Origin of the sequence: Photobacterium sp. GJ3 (genome assembly GCF_018199995.1) — a bacterium.
GTDB lineage: Bacteria > Pseudomonadota > Gammaproteobacteria > Enterobacterales > Vibrionaceae > Photobacterium.
Window position 1 is genome coordinate 2,948,201 of sequence record NZ_CP073578.1, and the last position, 20,138, is coordinate 2,968,338.

Annotated in this window: 22 protein-coding genes and 1 other RNA gene; 7 read left to right on the top strand and 16 right to left on the bottom strand. The window is 52.3% G+C overall.

What is annotated here, in order from left to right:
* Positions 1–83: 83 nt before the first annotated feature.
* The 5 genes from KDD30_RS13615 to rsmI all read right to left on the bottom strand — a co-directional run bounded on the left by KDD30_RS13615 (position 84) and on the right by rsmI (position 4,790).
* Positions 84–1,754, bottom strand: coding sequence for a penicillin-binding transpeptidase domain-containing protein (locus KDD30_RS13615; protein ID WP_371826046.1), 1,671 nt, complete (start codon positions 1,752–1,754; stop codon positions 84–86).
* Entirely contained in the window at positions 1,754–2,074 is a 321-nt protein-coding gene (gene ftsL, locus KDD30_RS13620; RefSeq protein WP_211646328.1) for a cell division protein FtsL, read from the bottom strand. The genes KDD30_RS13615 and ftsL overlap by 1 nt, the downstream gene beginning before the upstream one ends.
* On the bottom strand, positions 2,071–3,018 hold the full coding sequence (gene rsmH, locus KDD30_RS13625) for a 16S rRNA (cytosine(1402)-N(4))-methyltransferase RsmH (protein WP_211646329.1): 948 nt from the start codon (positions 3,016–3,018) through the stop codon (positions 2,071–2,073). The genes ftsL and rsmH overlap by 4 nt, the downstream gene beginning before the upstream one ends.
* Positions 3,019–3,449: 431 nt before the next feature.
* Positions 3,450–3,831, bottom strand: an RNA gene (gene rnpB / locus KDD30_RS13630) — RNase P RNA component class A.
* A 98-nt stretch (positions 3,832–3,929) separates the two neighbouring features.
* On the bottom strand, positions 3,930–4,790 hold the full coding sequence (gene rsmI, locus KDD30_RS13635; RefSeq protein WP_211646330.1) for a 16S rRNA (cytidine(1402)-2'-O)-methyltransferase: 861 nt from the start codon (positions 4,788–4,790) through the stop codon (positions 3,930–3,932).
* Between the two features lie 61 nt (positions 4,791–4,851).
* Between rsmI and KDD30_RS13640 the strand changes: the two genes are divergently transcribed.
* Genes KDD30_RS13640 through KDD30_RS13655 form a run of 4 tightly spaced genes read left to right on the top strand, consistent with a single transcriptional unit; the run spans position 4,852 to position 8,167 of the window.
* Positions 4,852–6,684, top strand: a complete 1,833-nt coding sequence (locus KDD30_RS13640) for a penicillin-binding protein activator (protein ID WP_211646331.1) — start codon at positions 4,852–4,854, stop codon at positions 6,682–6,684.
* Positions 6,662–7,036, top strand: a complete 375-nt coding sequence (locus KDD30_RS13645) for a YraN family protein (RefSeq protein WP_211646332.1) — start codon at positions 6,662–6,664, stop codon at positions 7,034–7,036. Before KDD30_RS13640 ends, KDD30_RS13645 begins: the two co-directional genes overlap by 23 nt.
* A 3-nt stretch (positions 7,037–7,039) precedes the next feature.
* Entirely contained in the window at positions 7,040–7,630 is a 591-nt protein-coding gene (locus tag KDD30_RS13650) for a phosphoheptose isomerase (RefSeq protein ID WP_211646333.1), read from the top strand.
* Positions 7,631–8,167, top strand: coding sequence for a BON domain-containing protein (locus KDD30_RS13655; RefSeq protein ID WP_249199146.1), 537 nt, complete (start codon positions 7,631–7,633; stop codon positions 8,165–8,167).
* A gap of 243 nt (positions 8,168–8,410) precedes the next feature.
* Here the strand turns inward: KDD30_RS13655 and sspB are convergent, their stop codons facing one another.
* The 8 genes from sspB to zapE form a co-directional block, all read right to left on the bottom strand.
* Positions 8,411–8,920: a ClpXP protease specificity-enhancing factor gene (gene sspB / locus KDD30_RS13660; protein ID WP_211646334.1), complete on the bottom strand. Its 510-nt coding sequence runs from the start codon at positions 8,918–8,920 to the stop codon at positions 8,411–8,413.
* The gene (gene sspA / locus KDD30_RS13665; RefSeq protein WP_211646335.1) at positions 8,920–9,558 is read right to left on the bottom strand and encodes a stringent starvation protein SspA; all 639 of its coding nucleotides are present in this window, start codon (positions 9,556–9,558) and stop codon (positions 8,920–8,922) included. The genes sspB and sspA overlap by 1 nt, the downstream gene beginning before the upstream one ends.
* An 86-nt stretch (positions 9,559–9,644) precedes the next feature.
* A complete protein-coding gene (locus tag KDD30_RS13670) occupies positions 9,645–10,385 on the bottom strand; it encodes a cytochrome c1 (protein ID WP_211646336.1) in 741 nt (246 codons plus the stop codon).
* A complete protein-coding gene (locus KDD30_RS13675) occupies positions 10,382–11,647 on the bottom strand; it encodes a cytochrome bc complex cytochrome b subunit (RefSeq protein WP_211646337.1) in 1,266 nt (421 codons plus the stop codon). Before KDD30_RS13675 ends, KDD30_RS13670 begins: the two co-directional genes overlap by 4 nt.
* Entirely contained in the window at positions 11,647–12,237 is a 591-nt protein-coding gene (gene petA / locus KDD30_RS13680) for a ubiquinol-cytochrome c reductase iron-sulfur subunit (RefSeq protein WP_211646338.1), read from the bottom strand. The genes KDD30_RS13675 and petA overlap by 1 nt, the downstream gene beginning before the upstream one ends.
* A 416-nt stretch (positions 12,238–12,653) precedes the next feature.
* Entirely contained in the window at positions 12,654–13,046 is a 393-nt protein-coding gene (rpsI, locus tag KDD30_RS13685) for a 30S ribosomal protein S9 (protein WP_007464367.1), read from the bottom strand.
* Positions 13,047–13,061: 15 nt separating this feature from the next.
* Positions 13,062–13,490 (bottom strand): 50S ribosomal protein L13, encoded by a 429-nt coding sequence (gene rplM / locus KDD30_RS13690; protein WP_211646339.1) that lies wholly within the window; start codon positions 13,488–13,490, stop codon positions 13,062–13,064.
* Positions 13,491–13,711: 221 nt separating this feature from the next.
* Positions 13,712–14,815, bottom strand: coding sequence for a cell division protein ZapE (gene zapE, locus KDD30_RS13695; protein WP_211646340.1), 1,104 nt, complete (start codon positions 14,813–14,815; stop codon positions 13,712–13,714).
* Between the two features lie 209 nt (positions 14,816–15,024).
* Here zapE and zapG point away from each other — a divergent pair, with 209 nt between their 5' ends.
* From zapG to degS, 3 genes are all read left to right on the top strand, one after another.
* Complete coding sequence (gene zapG, locus KDD30_RS13700; RefSeq protein WP_211646341.1) at positions 15,025–15,468, top strand: Z-ring associated protein ZapG; 444 nt, start codon at positions 15,025–15,027, stop codon at positions 15,466–15,468.
* A gap of 144 nt (positions 15,469–15,612) precedes the next feature.
* Entirely contained in the window at positions 15,613–16,980 is a 1,368-nt protein-coding gene (locus KDD30_RS13705; RefSeq protein ID WP_211649986.1) for a Do family serine endopeptidase, read from the top strand.
* A 175-nt stretch (positions 16,981–17,155) separates the two neighbouring features.
* Positions 17,156–18,220 (top strand): outer membrane-stress sensor serine endopeptidase DegS, encoded by a 1,065-nt coding sequence (gene degS, locus KDD30_RS13710; RefSeq protein WP_211646342.1) that lies wholly within the window; start codon positions 17,156–17,158, stop codon positions 18,218–18,220.
* A 65-nt stretch (positions 18,221–18,285) separates the two neighbouring features.
* Here degS and murA read toward each other — a convergent pair whose 3' ends face one another.
* From murA to KDD30_RS13725, 3 genes are read right to left on the bottom strand one after another with little or no spacing between them, the layout of a single operon-like run.
* Positions 18,286–19,542: a UDP-N-acetylglucosamine 1-carboxyvinyltransferase gene (gene murA, locus KDD30_RS13715; protein ID WP_211646343.1), complete on the bottom strand. Its 1,257-nt coding sequence runs from the start codon at positions 19,540–19,542 to the stop codon at positions 18,286–18,288.
* A gap of 10 nt (positions 19,543–19,552) precedes the next feature.
* Positions 19,553–19,807, bottom strand: coding sequence for a BolA family iron metabolism protein IbaG (gene ibaG, locus KDD30_RS13720; protein WP_211646344.1), 255 nt, complete (start codon positions 19,805–19,807; stop codon positions 19,553–19,555).
* A 17-nt stretch (positions 19,808–19,824) separates the two neighbouring features.
* The gene (locus KDD30_RS13725) at positions 19,825–20,136 is read right to left on the bottom strand and encodes a lipid asymmetry maintenance protein MlaB (protein ID WP_211646345.1); all 312 of its coding nucleotides are present in this window, start codon (positions 20,134–20,136) and stop codon (positions 19,825–19,827) included.
* Between the last annotated feature and the right edge of the window lie 2 nt (positions 20,137–20,138).

Genomic DNA, 20,138 nt, shown 5'->3' on the forward strand with positions numbered 1-20,138 from the left:
CTTGCCTCTGTTGTGTACAATCGTTAACTGATCGCCTTTTCCGGCATCAGGTTTGACGTTCAGGATTTGCAGCGCACTGCCCATCACTTCAGAAAAAATCGGTGCAGCAACCTGCCCCCATAATAGGCATCGCCCTGAGGTTCATTGACCACAACCACCATCGCGATGCGGGGATCACTGATGGGCGCCAGACCAGCCGTCATGGCGACATACTCATCACTATAGCCGCCGGCAGCCGCTTTTTTCGCGGTTCCGGTTTTGGCGCCAACCCGGTATCCCGGCACAGCCGCGCGTTTGGCGCTGCCGTCGGACTGAGTGACACCTTCCAGCATGTTCAAAACTTTTCGGGTATTTGCGGCTGAAACCACCTGCCGTCCCGGCACCACAGCTTCAGTTTTCAGAATAGACAACGGGCGGTTAACCCCCATGGCACCCAGTGTGGCATAAGCACGCACTAACTGAATCGGCGTGACAGATATTCCGTAACCAAAGGCCAGCGTGGCCCGCTCAAAATCCGACCAGCGACGGCGGTCCGGAAAGAGACCCTGCGCTTCACCAATCAGGTTAATCCCGGATGCTTCTCCCAGCCCCATGCCACTATACATGCCCAGAACCGCATCGACGGGCATCGACAGGGATAGTTTGCTCACGCCGATGTTGCTCGATTTTTTCAGAATCTTCGCCAGATCCGCTTTGCCGACCCGGGAAACATCCCGGACCCGGCTGCCGCCCACTTGCATCAAACCGTTGCCGGTATCAATGATGGTGCGCTCATCGGCTACATCATTTTCCAGCGCCGCCAGAACGACAAGAGGTTTAATGGTGGAACCCGGCTCCATCGCATCTGTAATTGCGCGGTTGCGCATCCGGAAGCTTTGCAGCTGGTCGCGGTTATTGGGGTTATAAGAAGGGGCATTGACCATGGCCAACACTTCGCCGGTACGGACGTCGACCATGACAATCGAAGCTGACGTCGCGTTGTAATCGACGACGGCCTGCTTCACAGCGCGATAAGCCACCGCCTGCAATCGCTGATCGATACTCAGCGTCAGTGGTTTACCCGGTTCACGTTGTTTGAGGGAAATATTCTCGACCACACGGCCATAGCGATCTTTCCGGACCGTTCGCCGACCCGGCTCTCCGGTCAGCCAGCCATCATAGGTTCTCTCAACCCCTTCCAGCCCCCGGCCATCAATCCCGGTCACCCCAATCAGGTGTGCACTGACTTCGCCCGCCGGATAAAAACGGCGCGACTCATCTTTCAGGCCAATTCCAGGGAGTTTCAGTTTACTGACATAAGCTGCCATGGCCGGGCTGACCTGACGCTGGAGGTAAATAAAGCGGCGGGATTTGTTGTCTTCCAGGCGTGCCAGCATGGCTTTACGATCCAGCCCCAGTACATCTGCCAGCGCGTGCCAGCGGGCAGGTTCAGCGATACCGCCATGTTTAAAAATATCGACCGGATCAGCCCAAACGGCCTGAACCGGTACACTGACAGCCAGCTGTTCGTCATTGCGATCCGAAATAATCCCGCGGGCAGAAGGCATCGCTTTCACCCGCAGTGACCGTAAATCCCCTTCTTCAATCAGCTTGCCTGGTTCAAGCACCTGGATATAAGCCGCCCGGCCAATTAACGCAATCAATGCCAGGGCAATCAGGCCGCAAATCAGGCCAAAACGCCACGGAATAAATGCCGGCGCAACGCCGACTTCGCGGCGGGAGGGGGATTCGGATGCAGGCTCGTCTTTTTTCATTACTGCACGACAACTTCATTTTTCGCGTTAGGCCGCTTCATCTCGAGTGCCTTTTCCGCCTGAGTTTCAATTCGGCTGTGTTCAGCCAGGGAATTCTCTTCCAGCAACTGGTTGCGCCATTCGATGTCCAGATCATCCCGCTCAATCAGCAGTTGCTCCTGCTGCGCCACCAGTTGGCGCGACTGGTGGGTGATATATACCACCCCCAGCGCAGAGATCAGCACCAGAACCAGCAGGATCAGCGGCACACGGCCGACCGTCACCAGATCACGACCGATCTGGCGGATCAGGTTATCTGCTGGCGTGGGCTGAACACTCACAGACGTTCAGCCAAACGAAGCACGGAGCTGCGCGCCCGCGGGTTGTGCTGGGTTTCCGCTGCGGTTGGCTTGATGGCCTTACCCACAGGTTTGAGATCCGCACTGCCCAGCGCTTTAATCTGATCTTCCGTCAGCGGTAGCCCCGCCGGAACGTCCGGCCCTTTGCTCTGCTTGCGGATAAAGCGCTTCACCATGCGATCTTCCAGCGAGTGGAAGCTGATCACGGAGAGACGGCCACCCGGCGCCAGCACCTCAAGGGCACCATGCAAGGCAGTATCGATTTCTTCCAGTTCACTGTTGATATAAATGCGGATCGCCTGAAAGCTTCGGGTCGCCGGATGCTTATGCTTGTCTCTAAACGGTGAAACATCAGCAATCAGCTTAGCCAGCTGCGTGGTCCGCTCCAGCGGTACATTTTCCGGATTCGAACGATATTCCACGATGCCGCGTGCGATGCGTTTGGCAAAGCGTTCTTCACCGAACTCTTTCAGCACCCAGGCAATGTCATCTGCATCAGCAGTGAGCAGCCATTCAGCGGCAGAGACACCGGAAGTCGGATCCATGCGCATATCCAGCGGGCCGTCACGCATAAAGCTGAAGCCACGCTCTGCATCATCCAACTGTGGAGAAGAGACACCCAGGTCAAGTAACACACCGTCGATTTTACCGCTCAGGCCAAGTTCAGCCATGTAACCAGCTATGCCGGAAAACGGGCCGTGAATAATCTGAAAACGGGGATCATCAATCTTGGCAGCTTCTGCAATCGCCTGTGGATCGCGGTCGATGGCATACAGGCGGCCCTGCTCACCAAGATGAGAAAGAATCAGGCGACTGTGGCCACCACGGCCAAAAGTGCCATCGATATAAATACCGTCTGGTTTGATGGCCAGGCCATCGACAGACTCATGAAGCAGCACGGATACGTGCGCAAATTGTTCGGACATAGTCGTTGATTCAGCTGAATAATAAGCGTACTGAAGACACCGGCCGGATGTCTCCACCAGAAATACTGGGGCGTTGGTTGTCTGCTGCGCGCAGGACAGTCAGTCTTCACCTACCGGGCGCCCATTGATGCGCCAGTCGGTACGCACAACATTAGTTATACCTGTCCATCTCGGGCAGGCAACAGGAAAAATGAAATTTTTGCCACAAAATCCTCATTTTTCCCCACAAAAAACCAACACAAAGTGTACGAAGGCAGCAAAAAAGTTGTCAAGACGGTCATACCGGTTCTGACAAACATTTGATGCAGGCAACGTCTTTGCCCAGCGTTGAACTCCGATTCCCCTTCGGACCATTCATCCAAAAAATTCACCAGAGCCTAAAACGATAAAAGGTGATGCCCGCACTGCTGCGAACATCACCTTTCCTGAATGGGGTGAGTTAACCGATAAGCCGGGTTCTGTTCCGCTCGCGCGGTGGTAACCATTCCTCTAGGCCTGAAATTACTCGCAGGCTCAAGCAACCTACCCGTTCCCAGCGCGGACCACGCCATTGGGAACCTATTTGGTCTTGCTCCGGGTGGAGTTTACCGTGCCACGAACTGTTACCAGTCGCGCGGTGCGCTCTTACCGCACCCTTTCACCCTTACCTGTTCTCGCAAGCGAGTCATCGGCGGTTTGCTCTCTGCTGCACTGGTCGTAGGCTCACGCCCCCCAGACGTTATCTGGCACCCTGTCCTGTGGAGCCCGGACTTTCCTCCCCCTCGTCAGTCTCCCAAAGGACATCAACGAAGCAGCGGTTACCTGGTCAACTCAGGGCGCGGATTGTATAAAACTCCCGGCCCGGATACCAGAGAAAGATCACCTTTATGCGCAAACTGGTGTGAAAGTGAACACTTCCAGCCCTTTTACGCTTAATCCAGGTTTTCCAGCCCCCACTTATACAGCGCGTTCTTTTTCACCCCGTGAATTTCTGCAGTCATCGCGGCCGCTTTCTTCAGCGGCAACTCCGCCACCAGAATTTTCAGCGTCCGCAGCGCTTCAGCAGGCATGTCTTCTTTACCGGCACGATGACCCGCCACCAGCAGGACCATCTCGCCCCGGATCCGGTTACTGTCTTCGTTCAGCCAGGGGATCAGTTCCCCCAGAGGCGCACCATGGATGGTTTCAAAGGTTTTAGTCAGCTCCCGCGCCAGAACGACGTCGCGATCCGGCCCCAGTACAGCCAGCATATCTGCCAGCGAATCCAGAATACGGTGGGGTGATTCATAAAAAATCAGCGTGCGGGGATCTTCCATCAGATCGCGGAAGGTATCCTGACGCCCTTTGCTTTTTGCCGGCAGGAAGCCTTCGAAGCTGAACCGATCGGAAGGCAGTCCGGACGCACTCAGCGCCGTGATGACAGCGCAAGCCCCCGGCAAAGGCACAACTTTAACACCCGCCTGACGACAACGGGTGACAAGATGGTACCCTGGATCACTGATGAGAGGTGTACCGGCATCAGAGACCAGTGCAATGCTGCTGCCTTGCTGCAGTTTTTCGATCAGCACATCCGCTTTCTGCTGTTCATTATGATCATGCAGCGCGAAGGTCCGGGTCGGGATGGCAAAATGGGACAACAGGCGTGAGGTATGGCGTGTGTCCTCGGCAGCAATCAAATCCACATTGGCCAGAACATCCAGCGCACGTTGGGTGATATCTGCCAAATTGCCGATCGGGGTCGGAACGATGTACAAAGTTGCGACATCCACCGAACACGAATTGGTCTCACTCATTTGTCTATGATCTCATCTGCAATTAATATAGAGAGTAATTTGTCACAGTTGAATGAATTCAATGCTTAATTTTACCCATAAGCGCAAAAGTGTAACACGTATTCTGGCCCCTGTAGCCCTTGCTGTGATCCTGGCAGGTTGTTCTACGCCGGGCACCCAATCCACATCCTACGGTGCAGACATTACCGCTCCAGCAACGGACTCAGCGGCGAACTACCTGCTGAAAGCCGAGTCGACCGAAGGTGCACTCAGTATTGACTGGCATATTCTGGCGCTGAAAGCCCTGATCAAAGAAGGGCGGTGGCCTCAGGCTGATCAGCAAGCCAATAAACTGGCCCGGATGAATCTCTCTCCGGTACAGATGGCCGAGTGGCAATTGGCTCGTGCCAGCCTGCGCTATCAGCAAGGTCAGCCGAAAGCCGCACTGGAAACGCTGAACTTTCTGCCCTGGTGGCCGGTATCCGATAGCCAGCTCCGTCGCTATCACCTGTTGCGTGCCGAATTGCTCAATCAGACCGAACAATACTTTGAGGCGGCCCGCGAGCGCACAGCACTGGCCCAGTACCTCAACACCAATGAAACCCCGGTCAACTGGCAGAATCTGTGGCTGGACTTGTCCCACTACAATACACATCAGTTGCAGTCCGCCAGCATCAAGTCCGATGAAACCGTGCTGCAAGGCTGGGTCGAGCTGAGTCTGCTGAAAAATGCCTATGCGCAGCGCCCGGTTCGCCTGAAGTCCGAAGTGGAAAACTGGCTGGATAGTCATCCGGATCATCCGGCAAACAGCCATCTGCCTGCCGAATTACAGGCCATCATGAGCCTGGAAATTATTGAGCTGGAAAAAGTTGCTCTGCTTCTGCCGCTGTCCGGTAAATTCGAAAGTCAAGGCAAAGCCGTTCGGGACGGCTTCCTCAATGCCATGCTGGAAGATGGTGAGCGCGATCCAAGCACTGAGCTCTCCATTTACGATACAGAGTCCGAACCGATGTTCAGTATCGTCAACAAACTGCAGCAGGAAGGCACTCAATTAGTGATCGGCCCACTGCAAAAAGAAAAAATCACTCAGTTTCAGTCCATTGAAGGTGGCAATGCGACTCAGCTGGCACTGAACGAGCCGCAGAACCTGGATCTGAGCCAGCCCAATACCTGTTACTTCTCCCTCTCTCCGGAACAGGAAGCGGAACAGGCCGCACAACACCTCTTTGCTGAAGGCCATCGCAGCCCCATGGTCATGGCCCCGGCCAACGATTTTGGTCGCCGGGTCAGTCAGGCTTTCATCGCCAAGTGGGAAAAGCTGACCGGGAAACAGGCCGAGCTGCAAACCTTCGGCTCCAGCCGTGAGATTCAAAATCAGATCGCAGCAGTGTTTGGCTTAAGTGACAGCCGTGCCCGGAATGACCAAATGCAGCAGGTCCTTGGCATTTCACTGCAAACACAGGCCCGCAGCCGACGCGATACTGATGCCGTGTATCTGATCGCCAACCGCAATGAAGTGACACTGCTCAAGCCCTTTATCGAAGTGGCCATTAACCCAGACGTCACTCCGCCGAAGCTTTACGCCAGTTCCCGGGCAAACCCGGATAATCAGGCCAGCATGGGTGAACTGTCTGGCATCGAGTTCAGCGACATTCCCCTGCTCGCAGCGCCGGATCAGCCGTTCATGCAGCAATTTGAGCAACTCTGGCCGGGTCAGAAAAACGGAATGATCCGCCTGCATGCCTTCGGGATGGATGCCTATCGGATGATCACGGAACTGCCACAAATGAAGGTGGTCGATCACTACAGCACACAGGGCAGAACCGGTCAGCTGAGTCTGGACGATCACTGTGTGGTGCAACGTCAGCTGGATTGGGCAGTATTCACACCCAATGGCATTGAACCTGTTCAATAAGCGCCGTCAGGGGTACCATTACGAGTCACTGGCCGAGCAGTATCTGCAACGCCAGGGACTCAAGCCGATCGCCCGTAACGTGCATTGCCGTGGCGGGGAGCTGGACCTGATCATGAAAGACGGCAACTGCTGGGTCTTTATTGAGGTCAAGTACCGGGCGCACAACCGCTTTGGAACCGCAGTGGAAGCCATCGACTGGCGCAAGCAGCAGCGTATCAAGCGGACAGCGTTGTTCTGGCTGCACTCAAAAGGCCTCTCAGCCGAACTTTGCCAACTCAGATTCGATGTGGTCGCCATTCAGGGCGCTGATCATCAAATCACCTGGTTGACCAACACCTTAGTCGAAGAGTGAAACATGCTAGAGAGCATTAAAGAAAGTTTTACCGAAAGTATTCAAACCCAGATTGCAGCCGCTGAAGCCCTGCCCGATGCGATTTCACGCTCCGCCATGGTGATGGTGCAGAGCTTGCTCAATGGCCACAAAATTCTGTGCTGCGGGAATGGTGGCTCGGCTGCGAATGCCCAGCATTTTGCGTCCTGCCTGATCAATCGTTTTGAAACCGAGCGCCCCAGCTTACCCGCGCTGGCGCTGACAGCCGATACCACCACGCTGACCGCGGTTGCGAACGACTATCACCAGGATGAAATATTCTCCAAACAAATTCGTGCCCTCGGCCAGCCTGGTGATATTCTGCTGGTCTTCTCAACCAGCGGCAACAGCAAGAATATTATCAAAGCGATGGAGGCCGCGTTGACCCGAGACATGAACATCATTGCGATGACAGGCAAAGATGGCGGGGAAATGGCAGGTCTGCTGGGTGTACAGGACGTGGAAATCCGCATTCCGTCGCAGCGCACGGCTCGAATTCAGGAAGGCCATCTACTGACGGCGCATTGTTTGTGCGATTTAATCGATCAGACCCTCTTCCCTCAACATGAAGGATAAATGATGCGTGTTGCTGGTTTCATTCTGCTGTTCACGCTGACGCTTCAGGGCTGCAGCACGATTTTGCAAACGGATCCACGTAGTGGCCAGCAACAATGGCGGGATCAACAGATTGCCATGCAGGTCGGGGGGTTAGTGAATAAACCCCCTTATCAGGGAAAGGCCCGGGTGAATGCGTTTGCGAACGAAGGCAAAGTCTTACTGGTCGGTCAGGCCGTGGATCAGGACACAGCTTCCCAATTGATTCACGATGTGAAAAAGCTGGATTCTGTCAGACTGGTACACAATCAGCTTCTCGTTGGGCCACTGCCGACGCTTGCCGATGTTGGTCGCGACAGTTGGTTGACGACCAAAGTCAAAGCCCAGCTGATTGCCAGCAAAAAACTACGCGACAGTGCGATTAAAGTCGCCACTGAAAACCAGCGTGTTTACTTACTGGGGTTTGTCACCCGAGAACAAGGGAATGTTGCCGCAGAAATAGCCCGCAATGTTGAAGGCGTTCAGCAAGTCATCAAGGCATTTGAATATCTGAACTGAGGTGTGATACCAATCGCAGTAAATCACTGGTCATCCTAGCTTGTTCAATTGTTCGATAACTGCGTTAGATTTTTTGATTGTAGAATCACTACTTATCTAAAAAATCTGCCTTGTTCTCAAACATTTCCCCTGCGCTATTTCTGATCATTGACTTACTTTGATTGGTATGAGTCGGGCGACAACAACGCAAAAAAAAAAGCAGTGCCCGAAAGCACTGCTTTTTTATTGGATTCCGGGACGTGATTACTTCACGACTCTGAGGCTCGGACGACCACTTGGACGCGGTGCTTGTGGTGTTTCTTCTTCAGTCACACTGTCTTCTGCTTCACGGGATTCAGTTTCAACACTGGAGAGCGCAGTCAGATGCTCAGGATCACCCGAAGCTTCCACCAACGCTTCAGCCGCTTCATCTGAGGACATGTCATACGCCGGTTCCGGCTCAAACATCGTTCCTGCACCATTCTCCCGTGCATACAGTGCCAGCACCGCAGCAAGAGGGACATAGACAGCGTGAGGGCGACCGCCAAAACGGGCATTGAACCGAACAGCTTCATTGCCCAGCTCAAGGTTGCCAACTGCACGCGGTGCCAGATTCAGGACAATCTGACCATCGCTGACAAATTCCTGAGGCACCTGAACACCCGGCAAAGTTGCATCCACAACCAGATGCGGGGTCAGATCATTATCCACCAGCCACTCATAGAAAGCCCGCACCAAATAAGGCCGGCGCGGGGTCATCTCCGCCATCTCCATTACTGGCCTGCCAGACGCATTTCACGTTCAGCTTCTGTCAGAGAAGCCAGGAAAGAATCACGCTCAAAGACACGGGTCATATAAGCTTTGACTTCTTTCGAACCCGCGCCAGTCAGGTCAATTCCCATCGCAGGTAAACGCCACAGCAATGGTGCCAGGTAGCAATCCACCAGGCTGAACTCTTCGCTCATGAAGTATGGGAACTCAGCAAAGACAGGAGACAGCGCCAGCAATTCTTCACGCAATTGCTTACGTGCTTTCTCTGCTTCATCTGCAGTTCCTTTGATGACTTTTTCAGCCAGTGAATACCAGTTCCGTTCAATGCGGTACATCATCAGGCGACTGTTACCACGAGCAACCGGATATACAGGCATCAATGGTGGGTGAGGAAAACGCTCATCCAGATATTCCATAATAATGCCGGCCTGATACAGGGCCAGTTCACGGTCAACCAGGGTTGGAACAGAATTGTATGGATTCAGGTCAAGCAGATCCTCAGGTAAGTTGTCTGGCTCAACCAGCTCAATCTCAACACTTACCCCTTTTTCTGCAAGTACAATACGCACCTGATGGCTATACATATCCGAAGCATCAGAATACAGCGTCATCACAGAGCGTTTATTGGCAGCTACAGCCATCAACCCCTCCAGTATACTCATATACATAAAAAGCAACGGGGGCACTGGCCCCCATTGCGAGTTTCTTAACGCACTAGATTACCCGATCAATGGACATCGCGCCAATATTCTTTCTTCAGCAGCAGAGACACAACGAAGAAGATCACGATAAAGCCCATGACCCACAGACCCAGACGCTGGCGTTCCAGCTTCATGGGTTCTGCAGAGTATTCCAGGAAGTTCACAAGGTCCCGAACCACAGCATCGTATTCGCCAGGACTGAGCTCACCATTGCCGTCAGACTTCAGCCCCACGAACTCCTGCACTTCTTCACCGTCAATTGTCCGGGTTTCGAACACTTTACGTGGCGTTCCCTGTAACTCTTCGAGCACATGTGGCATACCCACACTTGGGAACACAACATTGTTGACGCCAAACGGACGGCTTGGGTCCGCATAGAAAGAACGCAGGTAAGTGTACAGCCAGTCAGTCCCACGAACCCGGGCAACCAGCGTCAGATCGGGTGCCGGTGCACCAAAAGACGCCGCTGCATAGTCTTCAGAAATGGAGTTGGTCATCAGATCACCAATTTTGGCATTCTCATCAAAGACCAGATTTTCCATCATCAGATCAGTCGGGATATCCAGATCCTCAGCAACGCGCTGGTAGCGCTGATACTGAGTGGCATGGCACCCAAAGCAGTAGTTCATGAATGTGCGTGCACCACGCTGCAAAGATTCCTTGTCCGACAAATCATTATTGGCCGCATCAAGGTGAACATTTCCGCCACCCGCTGCCATTGCCAGAGAAGGCAACAGAGCCAGCAGCATTACCATCAGCTTTTTCATTTGAAAGTGACCCTCTCTGGTAGCGGTTTCGTGGCTTCATTTTTGCTGTAGAAGAACAGCATCACGAAGAACATGAAGTAACCGAAACTGAAGATCTGTGCCATCAGCGTGTACACAGCCGTCGCCGGCAACGCACCCAGGATACCCAGCGCAATGAAACAGATAGTGAACTGAACGATGTTTGCCAGATGCAACTTACTGCGATAGCGGTAAGAACGCACTTTACAGCGATCCAGCCATGGCAGAACAAACAACATTGCAATTGACAGACCCATCGCAATTACACCCAGCAGTTTGTCCGGCACCGCACGCAAAATTGCGTAGAACGGTGTGAAGTACCAAACAGGGGCAATGTGTTCAGGTGTCTTCAGCGGGTTTGCCGCTTCAAAGTTAGGTGGCTCAAGGAAATAGCCGCCCATTTCAGGGTTAAAGAAAATCACATAACTGAACAGGAAGGCAAAAATTGCCACACCCACCAGATCCTTCACCGTTCCGTAAGGATGGAAAGGAACCGAATCAATGATGTCGTATTTCTTGGTGTAGTATTCGTGGAACTTGAAGCCAGACTCAAAATTGCCACCTTTACTGCCTTTTGGCAGTTTGGTGTCAATGCCGTCCGGGTTGTTTGAACCCACTTCGTGCAGTGCCAGAATGTGCAGCACAATCAGCAGCAACAGAACGATTGGCAATGCAATCACATGAAGGGCGAAGAAACGGTTCAGTGTTGCACCGGAAATGACGTAGTCACCACGGATCCACAGCGTTAAATCGTCACCGATGACAGGAATCGCACCAAACAGCGAGATGATTACCTGAGCACCCCAGTAAGACATCTGTCCCCAAGGCAGCAGGTAGCCCATGAATGCTTCAGCCATCAGAACCAGGAAGATCAGCATCCCGAACAGCCACAGCAGTTCGCGCGGTTTCTTATAGGAGCCGTAGATCAGACCACGGAACATGTGGAGGTAAACCACCACGAAGAATGCCGATGCGCCTGTTGAGTGCATATAACGCAGCAACCAACCATATTCCACATCGCGCATGATGTATTCAATTGAAGCGAAAGCACCATCACCCGATGGTACATAGTTCATCGTCAGCCAGATCCCGGTCAGAATCTGGTTCACCAGAACCAACATGGCCAGTGAGCCAAACAGATACCAGAAGTTAAAGTTCTTCGGCATCGGATATTCGGACATATGCTTTTTATAAGCATTCATCACTGGCAGACGTTTTTCAATCCAGCCCAGCAAGCCTTCCATTATGCCGTCTCCTCATCTTGACCCACTAAAATCGTGTTGTCGTTCAGGAACATGTGCGGTGGAACCACTAAGTTCAGTGGTGCAGGCACGCCCTGGAAAACCCGACCAGCCATGTCGAATTTAGAACCGTGGCAAGGACAGAAGAAACCAGCCGGTACACCGCTGACCTGCTCACTGAAACTGTCGGGCAGATAAGTGGGTGAGCAGCCAAGGTGGGTACAAATACCAACGGCAACAAAAATTTCTGGTTTACGTGAACGGAACTCGTTTACCGCATATCCTGGCTGCTGTGGTTCAGCGGCCTGCGGGTCACGCAGTCGGTCATCATGTGTTGGCAGTTCATCCAGAATCGCTTGGCTACGGCGTACTACCCACACCGGTTTGCCTCGCCACTCTACGCGGATCATCTGGCCTTCTTCAAGTTTACTGATATCAACTTCGACTGGTGCACCGGCAGCCTTTGCTTTGGCGCTCGGATTCCAGGATTTGATAAAGGGTACGGCGACAGCGACTGCACCTAAGCCTCCAACAACCGAGGTCGTCGCAGTCAGGAAGCGGCGTCGGCCGTTACTTACTGGCGCTTTGCTCATCCAACATTCTCCCATGTGCTCCCGCTCCGGATTATTTCTTCCTTCTGCGTCCCTGGAGCTTACGGCTAACTTTCTACGGAAAGACTCAACAGCTTATTGATTAAGAATTTTCATGCTGCTATTTATCGCGGCAAATGATAAAGAAAACCCTACTTTAAGACAAGGTAAACACCGCAAATGTGAGAGATTTGTGGGTTTAATTTCGCACAACATCAAGCGGGAAAAATGCAAAATTTGGTGCCAGTTTTTCAACAAAACTGACAATAAGACCAATACAGCAATATGAAAAGCCGTAGGAAAACCCGGAAGTAATCCGCAAACAAGACGGAAAATGCTGAATCCAGAAATGCAAAAAGCCCAGCCAATGGCTGGGCTTTGCGGTACACAGTAACCAGATAAAAATCTGGAGCGTTGAATTAACGCTTAGAGAACTGTGGACGACGACGTGCTTTACGCAGACCAACTTTCTTACGTTCAACGCGACGAGCGTCACGAGTCACGTAGCCAGCGGCACGCAGAGCAGGACGTAGAGTCTCATCGTACTCCATCAGAGCGCGAGTGATACCGTGACGGATTGCACCAGACTGACCAGTGATACCACCACCTTTAACAGTGATGTACAGATCCAGTTTCTCAGTCATCTCAACCAGCTCAAGTGGCTGACGAACAACCATACGAGCAGTTTCACGGCCGAAGTATTCTTCGATGCTGCGCTTGTTGATTACGATGTTGCCAGTACCCGGTTTAATGAAAACGCGAGCAGCTGAGCTTTTGCGGCGGCCAGTGCCGTAGTATTGATTCTCTGCCATTGTCATGTTCCCCAATTAGATGTCTAGAACTTGTGGCTGCTGTGCAGCGTGGTTGTGCTCGCTACCTGCGTAAACTTTCAGTTTACGGTACATAGCACGGCCTAGAGGACCTTTAGGAAGCATGCCTTTCACAGCGATTTCAATGATAGCTTCTGGTTTTTTGTCCAGCAGCTTGTCAAAGCTAATCGTTTTCAGACCGCCGATGTAACCAGTGTGACGGTGGTACATCTTGTCAGTACGCTTCGCGCCAGTTACAGCAACTTTCTCAGCGTTGATCACAACGATGTAATCGCCGGTATCTACGTGAGGAGTGTACTCAGGCTTGTGCTTACCGCGCAGACGAGATGCGATTTCAGTTGCCAGACGACCCAGTGTTTTACCTTCAGCGTCCACAACATACCAGTCACGTTTTACAGTTTCTGGTTTAGCAACGAAAGTTTTCATGCTAATTCTTACCCAAATTTAAATAGTTTCACTTTCTAAGAACGCAGAACGCTCTCTCTGTATAAGAGCCCAGTCATCACCCCTTCGAGTGGTTGGCACTCCCGGCATAACGCCGTCACAGGTACGGTGGGTCGCGAGATTATACGGAAGCATGCGGAAAAAATCACCTTTTTTTCTAAAAAAGTTCAGTCTCTTCCCCGGCTGGCAGGCGGCTTTCTTGATTACGCCAGATGCGGTCTTGCCAAATATTCGTGACTTTGCATTTCAATCAGGCGTGAACAGCAGCGTTTGAACTCAAAACTTAACCGGCCGCTCTGATACAGCTGGTCCATGCTGACTTCGGCGGAAATAATCAGTTTGACATGACGCTCGTAAAACTCGTCCACCATTGCGATAAACCGGCGGGCAGCGTCATCATCTTTTTCCGTCAGCACCGGCACCCCAGAGAGCAGCACACTGTGGTACATGCGTGCAATTTCCATATAGTCGGCCTGGCTGCGTGCACCGCGACACAATGCATCAAAGGTAAAATGTACGACGCCGTCCGCTTCATGACATGTCGCGATGGGCCGATCATTGATCAGAATTTCACCGCCCTCACGGCGGGGGTCCATCGACAACTGCAGAAAGTAACGATGCATGTTTTCTGCTGCACTGGCATCCAGTGGCCAGTGATAAATCTCAGCCTGCTCCAGTGTCCGAAGCCGGTAATCGACCCCGGAATCCACATTCACGACGTCGCAGTGGGTATTGATCAGATCAATCGCTGGTAAAAAACGAGCCCGCTGCAGCCCATTGCGATATAAATCATTCGGTGGAATGTTAGAGGTTGCGACCAACGTGATCCCGCGACGGAACAAGGCCTGAAATAACGTGCCCAGAATCATGGCATCGGTAATATCGGAAACAAAAAACTCATCAAAACAGATGATGTCCGTTTCTTGTTTAAACCGATCAGCCACGATTTCCAGCGGATCCGTCTGATGACTGAGCGTCTGCATCTCTTTATGAACTCGGTGCATGAACCGATGAAAGTGCATCCGCATCTTTCGCTCAGTGGGCAGACACTCGAAAAAAGTATCGACCAGATAGGTTTTCCCGCGTCCGACACCGCCCCAGAAGTACAGGCCTTTGACCGGCGCAACGTCCGCCTGAACCTGACGCTTGAACAAACGATCCATAAAGGAAGGTTTTTCAGGCGCTGGCTGAGGGGCCAGCATACGATGATACAAATCTTCCAGATGAGACACCGCCATCGCCTGTGCGGCATCGGGCAAAAATCCTGGTTTTTTGAGATCGTCTTGATAGCGTTGTTCCGGGGTCATCCTCGTCCTGCTTAATCGCCTGAAGTGCTCTGCCTGGTGCCGATTTTGCCTGACCAACCACTTCTTATTGTTCCATCTTTAGTCGTAGATAGTACCACGACACTTCATGTGCATGTATAGTAACTAGATAACCACCCAAGAAGCACTTTTTACTTTTGGGATAAAAAGCAGGTCAACCTGCTGTACCCGCAGTCACAAGGAGTTTTTTTATGGCTTGGATCTACGCGATTTTGATTTTTGTCGCAGGTGCGCTGGTCGGTGCCTTTATTGCCCGGTTAGGGAATAAAAACCTGAAACAGCAGAAAGAATTACAGAAAGAACTGGATAAAACCAAATACCAGTTAGAGCAGTACCGTCAGGAACTGATCGATCATTTTGCTCGCAGTTCAGATTTGCTGGACAATCTGGCAAAAGATTACAGCAAACTCTACGAGCACATGGCAAAAACGTCCGCTGAGCTGATGCCGAATTTGCCTGAGCAGGATAACCCGTTTTCTCAGCGAATCAGCACCCTGACCGCCGTGACTGAACCCGTAGAACCTGAAGTGCAAACGGAAACAGAAACACAACCTCCCCGTGACTATGCAAATGGTGCATCCGGCCTGCTGAGAACCGACCGGAAACCCGAAGCTGAACCCGCCAAAGCCAGCTAAACTTTTCCTTCTCCTGTGGTGCCTTTCCGGCTTCACAGGAGAGTATTCCTGCCTGAAATCATTGTTTCAATCTTGATAAACATCGGAACTATCTCCAAATATATCAGTCACACTAAGCACTTGGAAAAATGGAGTTGAGTGATGATGAAGAAACCTTTACTTGTATTGAGTGCACTGGCGTTAAGTATGAGTGCAGTCATGACCCCTATCTCGGCAACCGCCGCGCTCCCGCTGGCCGTCAATGATCAGCAACTGCCGAGCCTGGCGCCGATGCTGGAGCAGGTTACGCCAGCCGTTGTGAGTATTGCGGTTGAGGGGAAACATGTCTCCAAACAGCGTATTCCTGAAGCCTTCCGCTATTTCTTTGGCCCGGACATGCCAAATGAACAGCTCCAGGAACGGCCGTTCCGCGGACTGGGCTCCGGGGTCATCATCAATGCAGATAAAGGGTATGTCGTCACCAACCACCACGTGATTGACGGCGCGAACAAAATTCTGGTTCAACTGCACGACGGGCGGGAGCTTAAAGCGGAGCTGATTGGAAGTGACGAAATGTCGGACATTGCCCTGCTCCGTCTCGAAAACACCAAAAACCTGAAACAAATTCGACTGGCTGACTCAGACAAACTGCGTGTCGGTGACTTTTCGGTGGCCATCGGGAACCCGTTCGGGCTTGGCCAGACCGTCACGTCAGGGATCATTTCAGCGCTGGGCCGCAGTGGACTCAACATTGAAAATTTTGAAAACTTCATCCAGACCGATGCTGCGATTAACAGTGGTAACTCTGGCGGTGCTCTGGTCAACCTCAATGGCGAACTCATCGGGATCAACACCGCCATCCTGGGGCCAAACGGAGGGAACGTTGGGATAGGTTTCGCGATTCCGGTCAATATGGTGAAAAACCTGACCAGCCAGATCCTGGAGTTTGGTGAAGTAAAACGCGGTGTTCTGGGTGTTCAGGGCGGCGAACTGACCTCAGAGCTGGCTGAAGCCTTTGGCTATGAAACCAATCATGGTGCTTTTGTAAATCAGGTGATGCCCGACTCCGCGGCTGAAAAAGCGGGCCTGAAAGCCGGCGATATCATTGTCTCGGTCAACGACAAAGAAATCCGGACCTTTGGCGAGTTGCGCGCGAAAATCGCAACGCTGGGTGCAGGTAAAACAGTGAAGTTGGGCGTGCTGCGTGACGGTGACGAGAAAAACTTCGATGTCACGCTGCAAGAAGCCGAAATGATGAATCTCAAAGCAGATCATTTGCATCAAAGCCTGCAAGGTGCTGAATTCAGCAATACGACGTCTGACGACAAAGCGAATGGCGTAAAGGTGACACGGATTGATCCGCAATCCATGGCTGCACGCTATGGTCTGAAAGAAGGTGATATCATCATTGGCCTGAACCGTCAGCCGATTAAGAATCTGGGCGAACTCCGCAAAGCGCTCGATAAACAACCCTCCGTGCTGGCGCTGGAAATCAGACGCGGTAACAACGAGTTGTATCTCATCATCCGATAGCCCACTTCTGAAACACCTTGCAGCCCGGATTCCTGTCCGGGCTGTTTGATCACACGACTTTTCTGTCATCCTCTCTGTGCTTCGACTTGTTGCAAACTGGCAGTCAATGCTATTCTCAAGCGGCTTTGTAACTTTTGCATCATCGACAAAATTCAGGTCAACCAGGGGAGCATCAATGCTGGCATTTTTAGGTCGATCCGCCCTCATGGGCGTACTGACAGCTGGAGTGTTGCTGTTTGCTTTCCCAAGTCTGCGCACCCAAATGTTTTCTCCGACAGCGGCCATCCATGGTGAACCGGAAGTCCCTCAGCAAATTTCTTTCAGCTATGCAGTTCGCCGGGCCTCCCCTGCTGTCGTCAATATCTATAACCGCCGCTATAACGCAGAAGATCGCCTGCAACTCAGTACGCAAGGACTGGGCTCCGGGGTCATCATGAGTGACAAAGGCTATATCGTGACCAACTACCATGTGGTTGCCGAAGCAGACCAAGTCATCGTCGCCCTCCAGGACAGCCGGATCTTTACCGCACAACTGATCGGCAAAGACCAGCGTACGGATATTGCTGTCCTCAAGATTCAGGCCGAAAATTTACCGGTGATCCCGCTGAACCCGGACTATCTACCCGCTGTTGGCGATGTGGTGCTGGCCATCGGCAATCCTTACAATCTGGGACAAACCACCACTTACGGCATCATTTCTGCCACGGGTCGTTCCGGTATGAGCTTCTACGGCCGTCAGGACTTTCTGCAAACGGATGCCGCAATCAACGACGGAAACTCAGGGGGAGCACTGGTGAACACCCGGGGAGAACTGGTCGGGATCAACACCGCCTCTTTTCAGCAGGCCACGGATATTGAAACCTATGGGATTTCGTTTGCCATCCCCTTTAAATTAACGCAAAAGATCATGAATAAACTGATTGCGGACGGACGGGTCATCCGGGGGTATATCGGTATCGACGGTCGTGAGATCAACCCGGTGATGGCACGGCTCTATGATGCAGAACAAATTCGTGGAATCATTGTGATGGGCATGGATCCGAACGGGCCAGCATACAAAGCAGGGTTTCACGTTCAGGATATTCTGGTTGAAATTGATGGCAAACCCGTGACAGATATGCGGAATGTGCTGGATATTGTGACAGAACTGAGGCCCGGTACTTATGCCGACATGACAGTGCTGCGCAATGGCAAACCCAAGAAAATCAAAGTTCTGATCGGCGATGAACCAGACAGGTAAACGAATAAATAACAAAAAATTGAAAGCATTCCGGGCACGGTAATCCGCACCCGGAATCATTGAACTTACTCGCTGAAACGCTCGATCTTCATCCCCAGACCACGCAGCTTCTCTTCAATACGCTCGTAGCCTCGGTCAATGTGATAAATCCGATCCACAATCGTTTCACCTTTGGCGATGTTGCCGGCAATCACCAGACTGGCCGATGCACGCAGATCCGTTGCCATGACCTGAGCACCACTCAGACCTTCGGTTTCACCGCAAATCACGGTATTCCCTTCGATTTCTGCATGGGCACCCATGCGGATCAGCTCGGGAATGTGCATGAAACGGTTTTCGAAAATCGTTTCGGTAATGATACCGGTGCCTTTAGCTACCAGGTTCATCAGTGAAAACTGCGCCTGCATATCCGTTGGAAATCCAGGGTGCGGTGCAGTACGGATGTTGACCGCTTTCAGCTCACGTCCTTCCATATCCAGACTGATCCAGTCATCACCGGTTTCAATCAGGGCACCCGCTTCTTCCAGCTTCGCCAGTGCAGCTTCCAGCAGCGACGGACGGGTGTTGCGGCAAACCACTTTACCGCCGGAAATTGCGGCAGCGACCAGGAAAGTCCCGGTTTCGATGCGATCTGGCAATACTTCATGGTAACCACCGCCCAGACGTTCAACCCCTTCGATTACGATGGTGTCTGTGCCGGCGCCTGAAATTTTTGCACCCATTGCATTCAGGAAATCCGCGGTATCCACGATCTCCGGTTCACGGGCTGCATTTTCAATCACCGTTTTACCGGTTGCCAGCGTTGCCGCCGACATGATGGTTACGGTTGCACCCACACTGACTTTATCCATCACAATGTGAGCACCGGTCAGGCGGCCGTTTACTTCGGCTTTCACATAGCCTTCTTCCAGCGTGATGGTTGCACCCAGTTGCTCCAGACCGTGGATGTGCAGATCCACCGGACGGGCACCAATGGCACAACCACCCGGCAGAGATACCTGACCTCGGCCAAAACGAGCGACCAGCGGACCCAGAGCCCAGATTGAGGCACGCATGGTTTTCACCAGATCATAAGGCGCACAGTATTCAGTAATATTGCTGGCATCGACATACACAGAGCCATTTCGCTCCACCTTCGCGCCCAGACGGCTCAGGAGCTCCATGGTGGTGTCGATGTCTTTCAGCTTAGGTACATTGCCGACTTCTACCGGCTCTTCCGCTAACAGGGAAGCAAATAAAATAGGCAGGGCCGCATTCTTGGCACCTGAAATCGCGACTTCGCCGCGAAGCGGGCCATTGCCCTGAATTCGAAACTTCTGCATTGGGACTCTCTTACAAAGACATCAGCTTCTTGTCGCGCGCCCACTCTTCTGGAGTGAAAGCTTTAATCGACAAAGCATGAATGGCATTACTGGCAATATGCGCCATCAGGGGTGCATAAATAGCCTGTTGTTTTTTCACCCGGCTCATGCCTTCAAACATAATACCGACCGCAATCACCTGATAGTGACTGCCTTCGCCACTTACAATGACTTCGTCCAATTCCAATGCGTTTTCAAGAATTGTTTTAATTTCAGATGTTTCCACAAGCTATCCTCTACTACTCATTCCATACAGGCAGCCAGCACCGTGTCGACATGACTGAGTCGGAGCAGGGTGAACAATTGTTCCGGCACTCCTTGCAACACCAAGTGACGTCCAGCCTGACTGAGTTCTCTGTGCAGATGCAGAATCATGACCATACCTGCAGAGTCTACCCGAGTCAGATCAGACAGATCGATCCTGACCTTAGCATCTTGTGGCATCCATTCACGTCTTTGCTGCCAAAAGGCTGGCACTGTGTCACGTTCCAGCGCCCCTGACAAGCGGTAAAGCCCATTTTCCTGCGCTTGCCAGTGGATGGCACCATGATTCATGA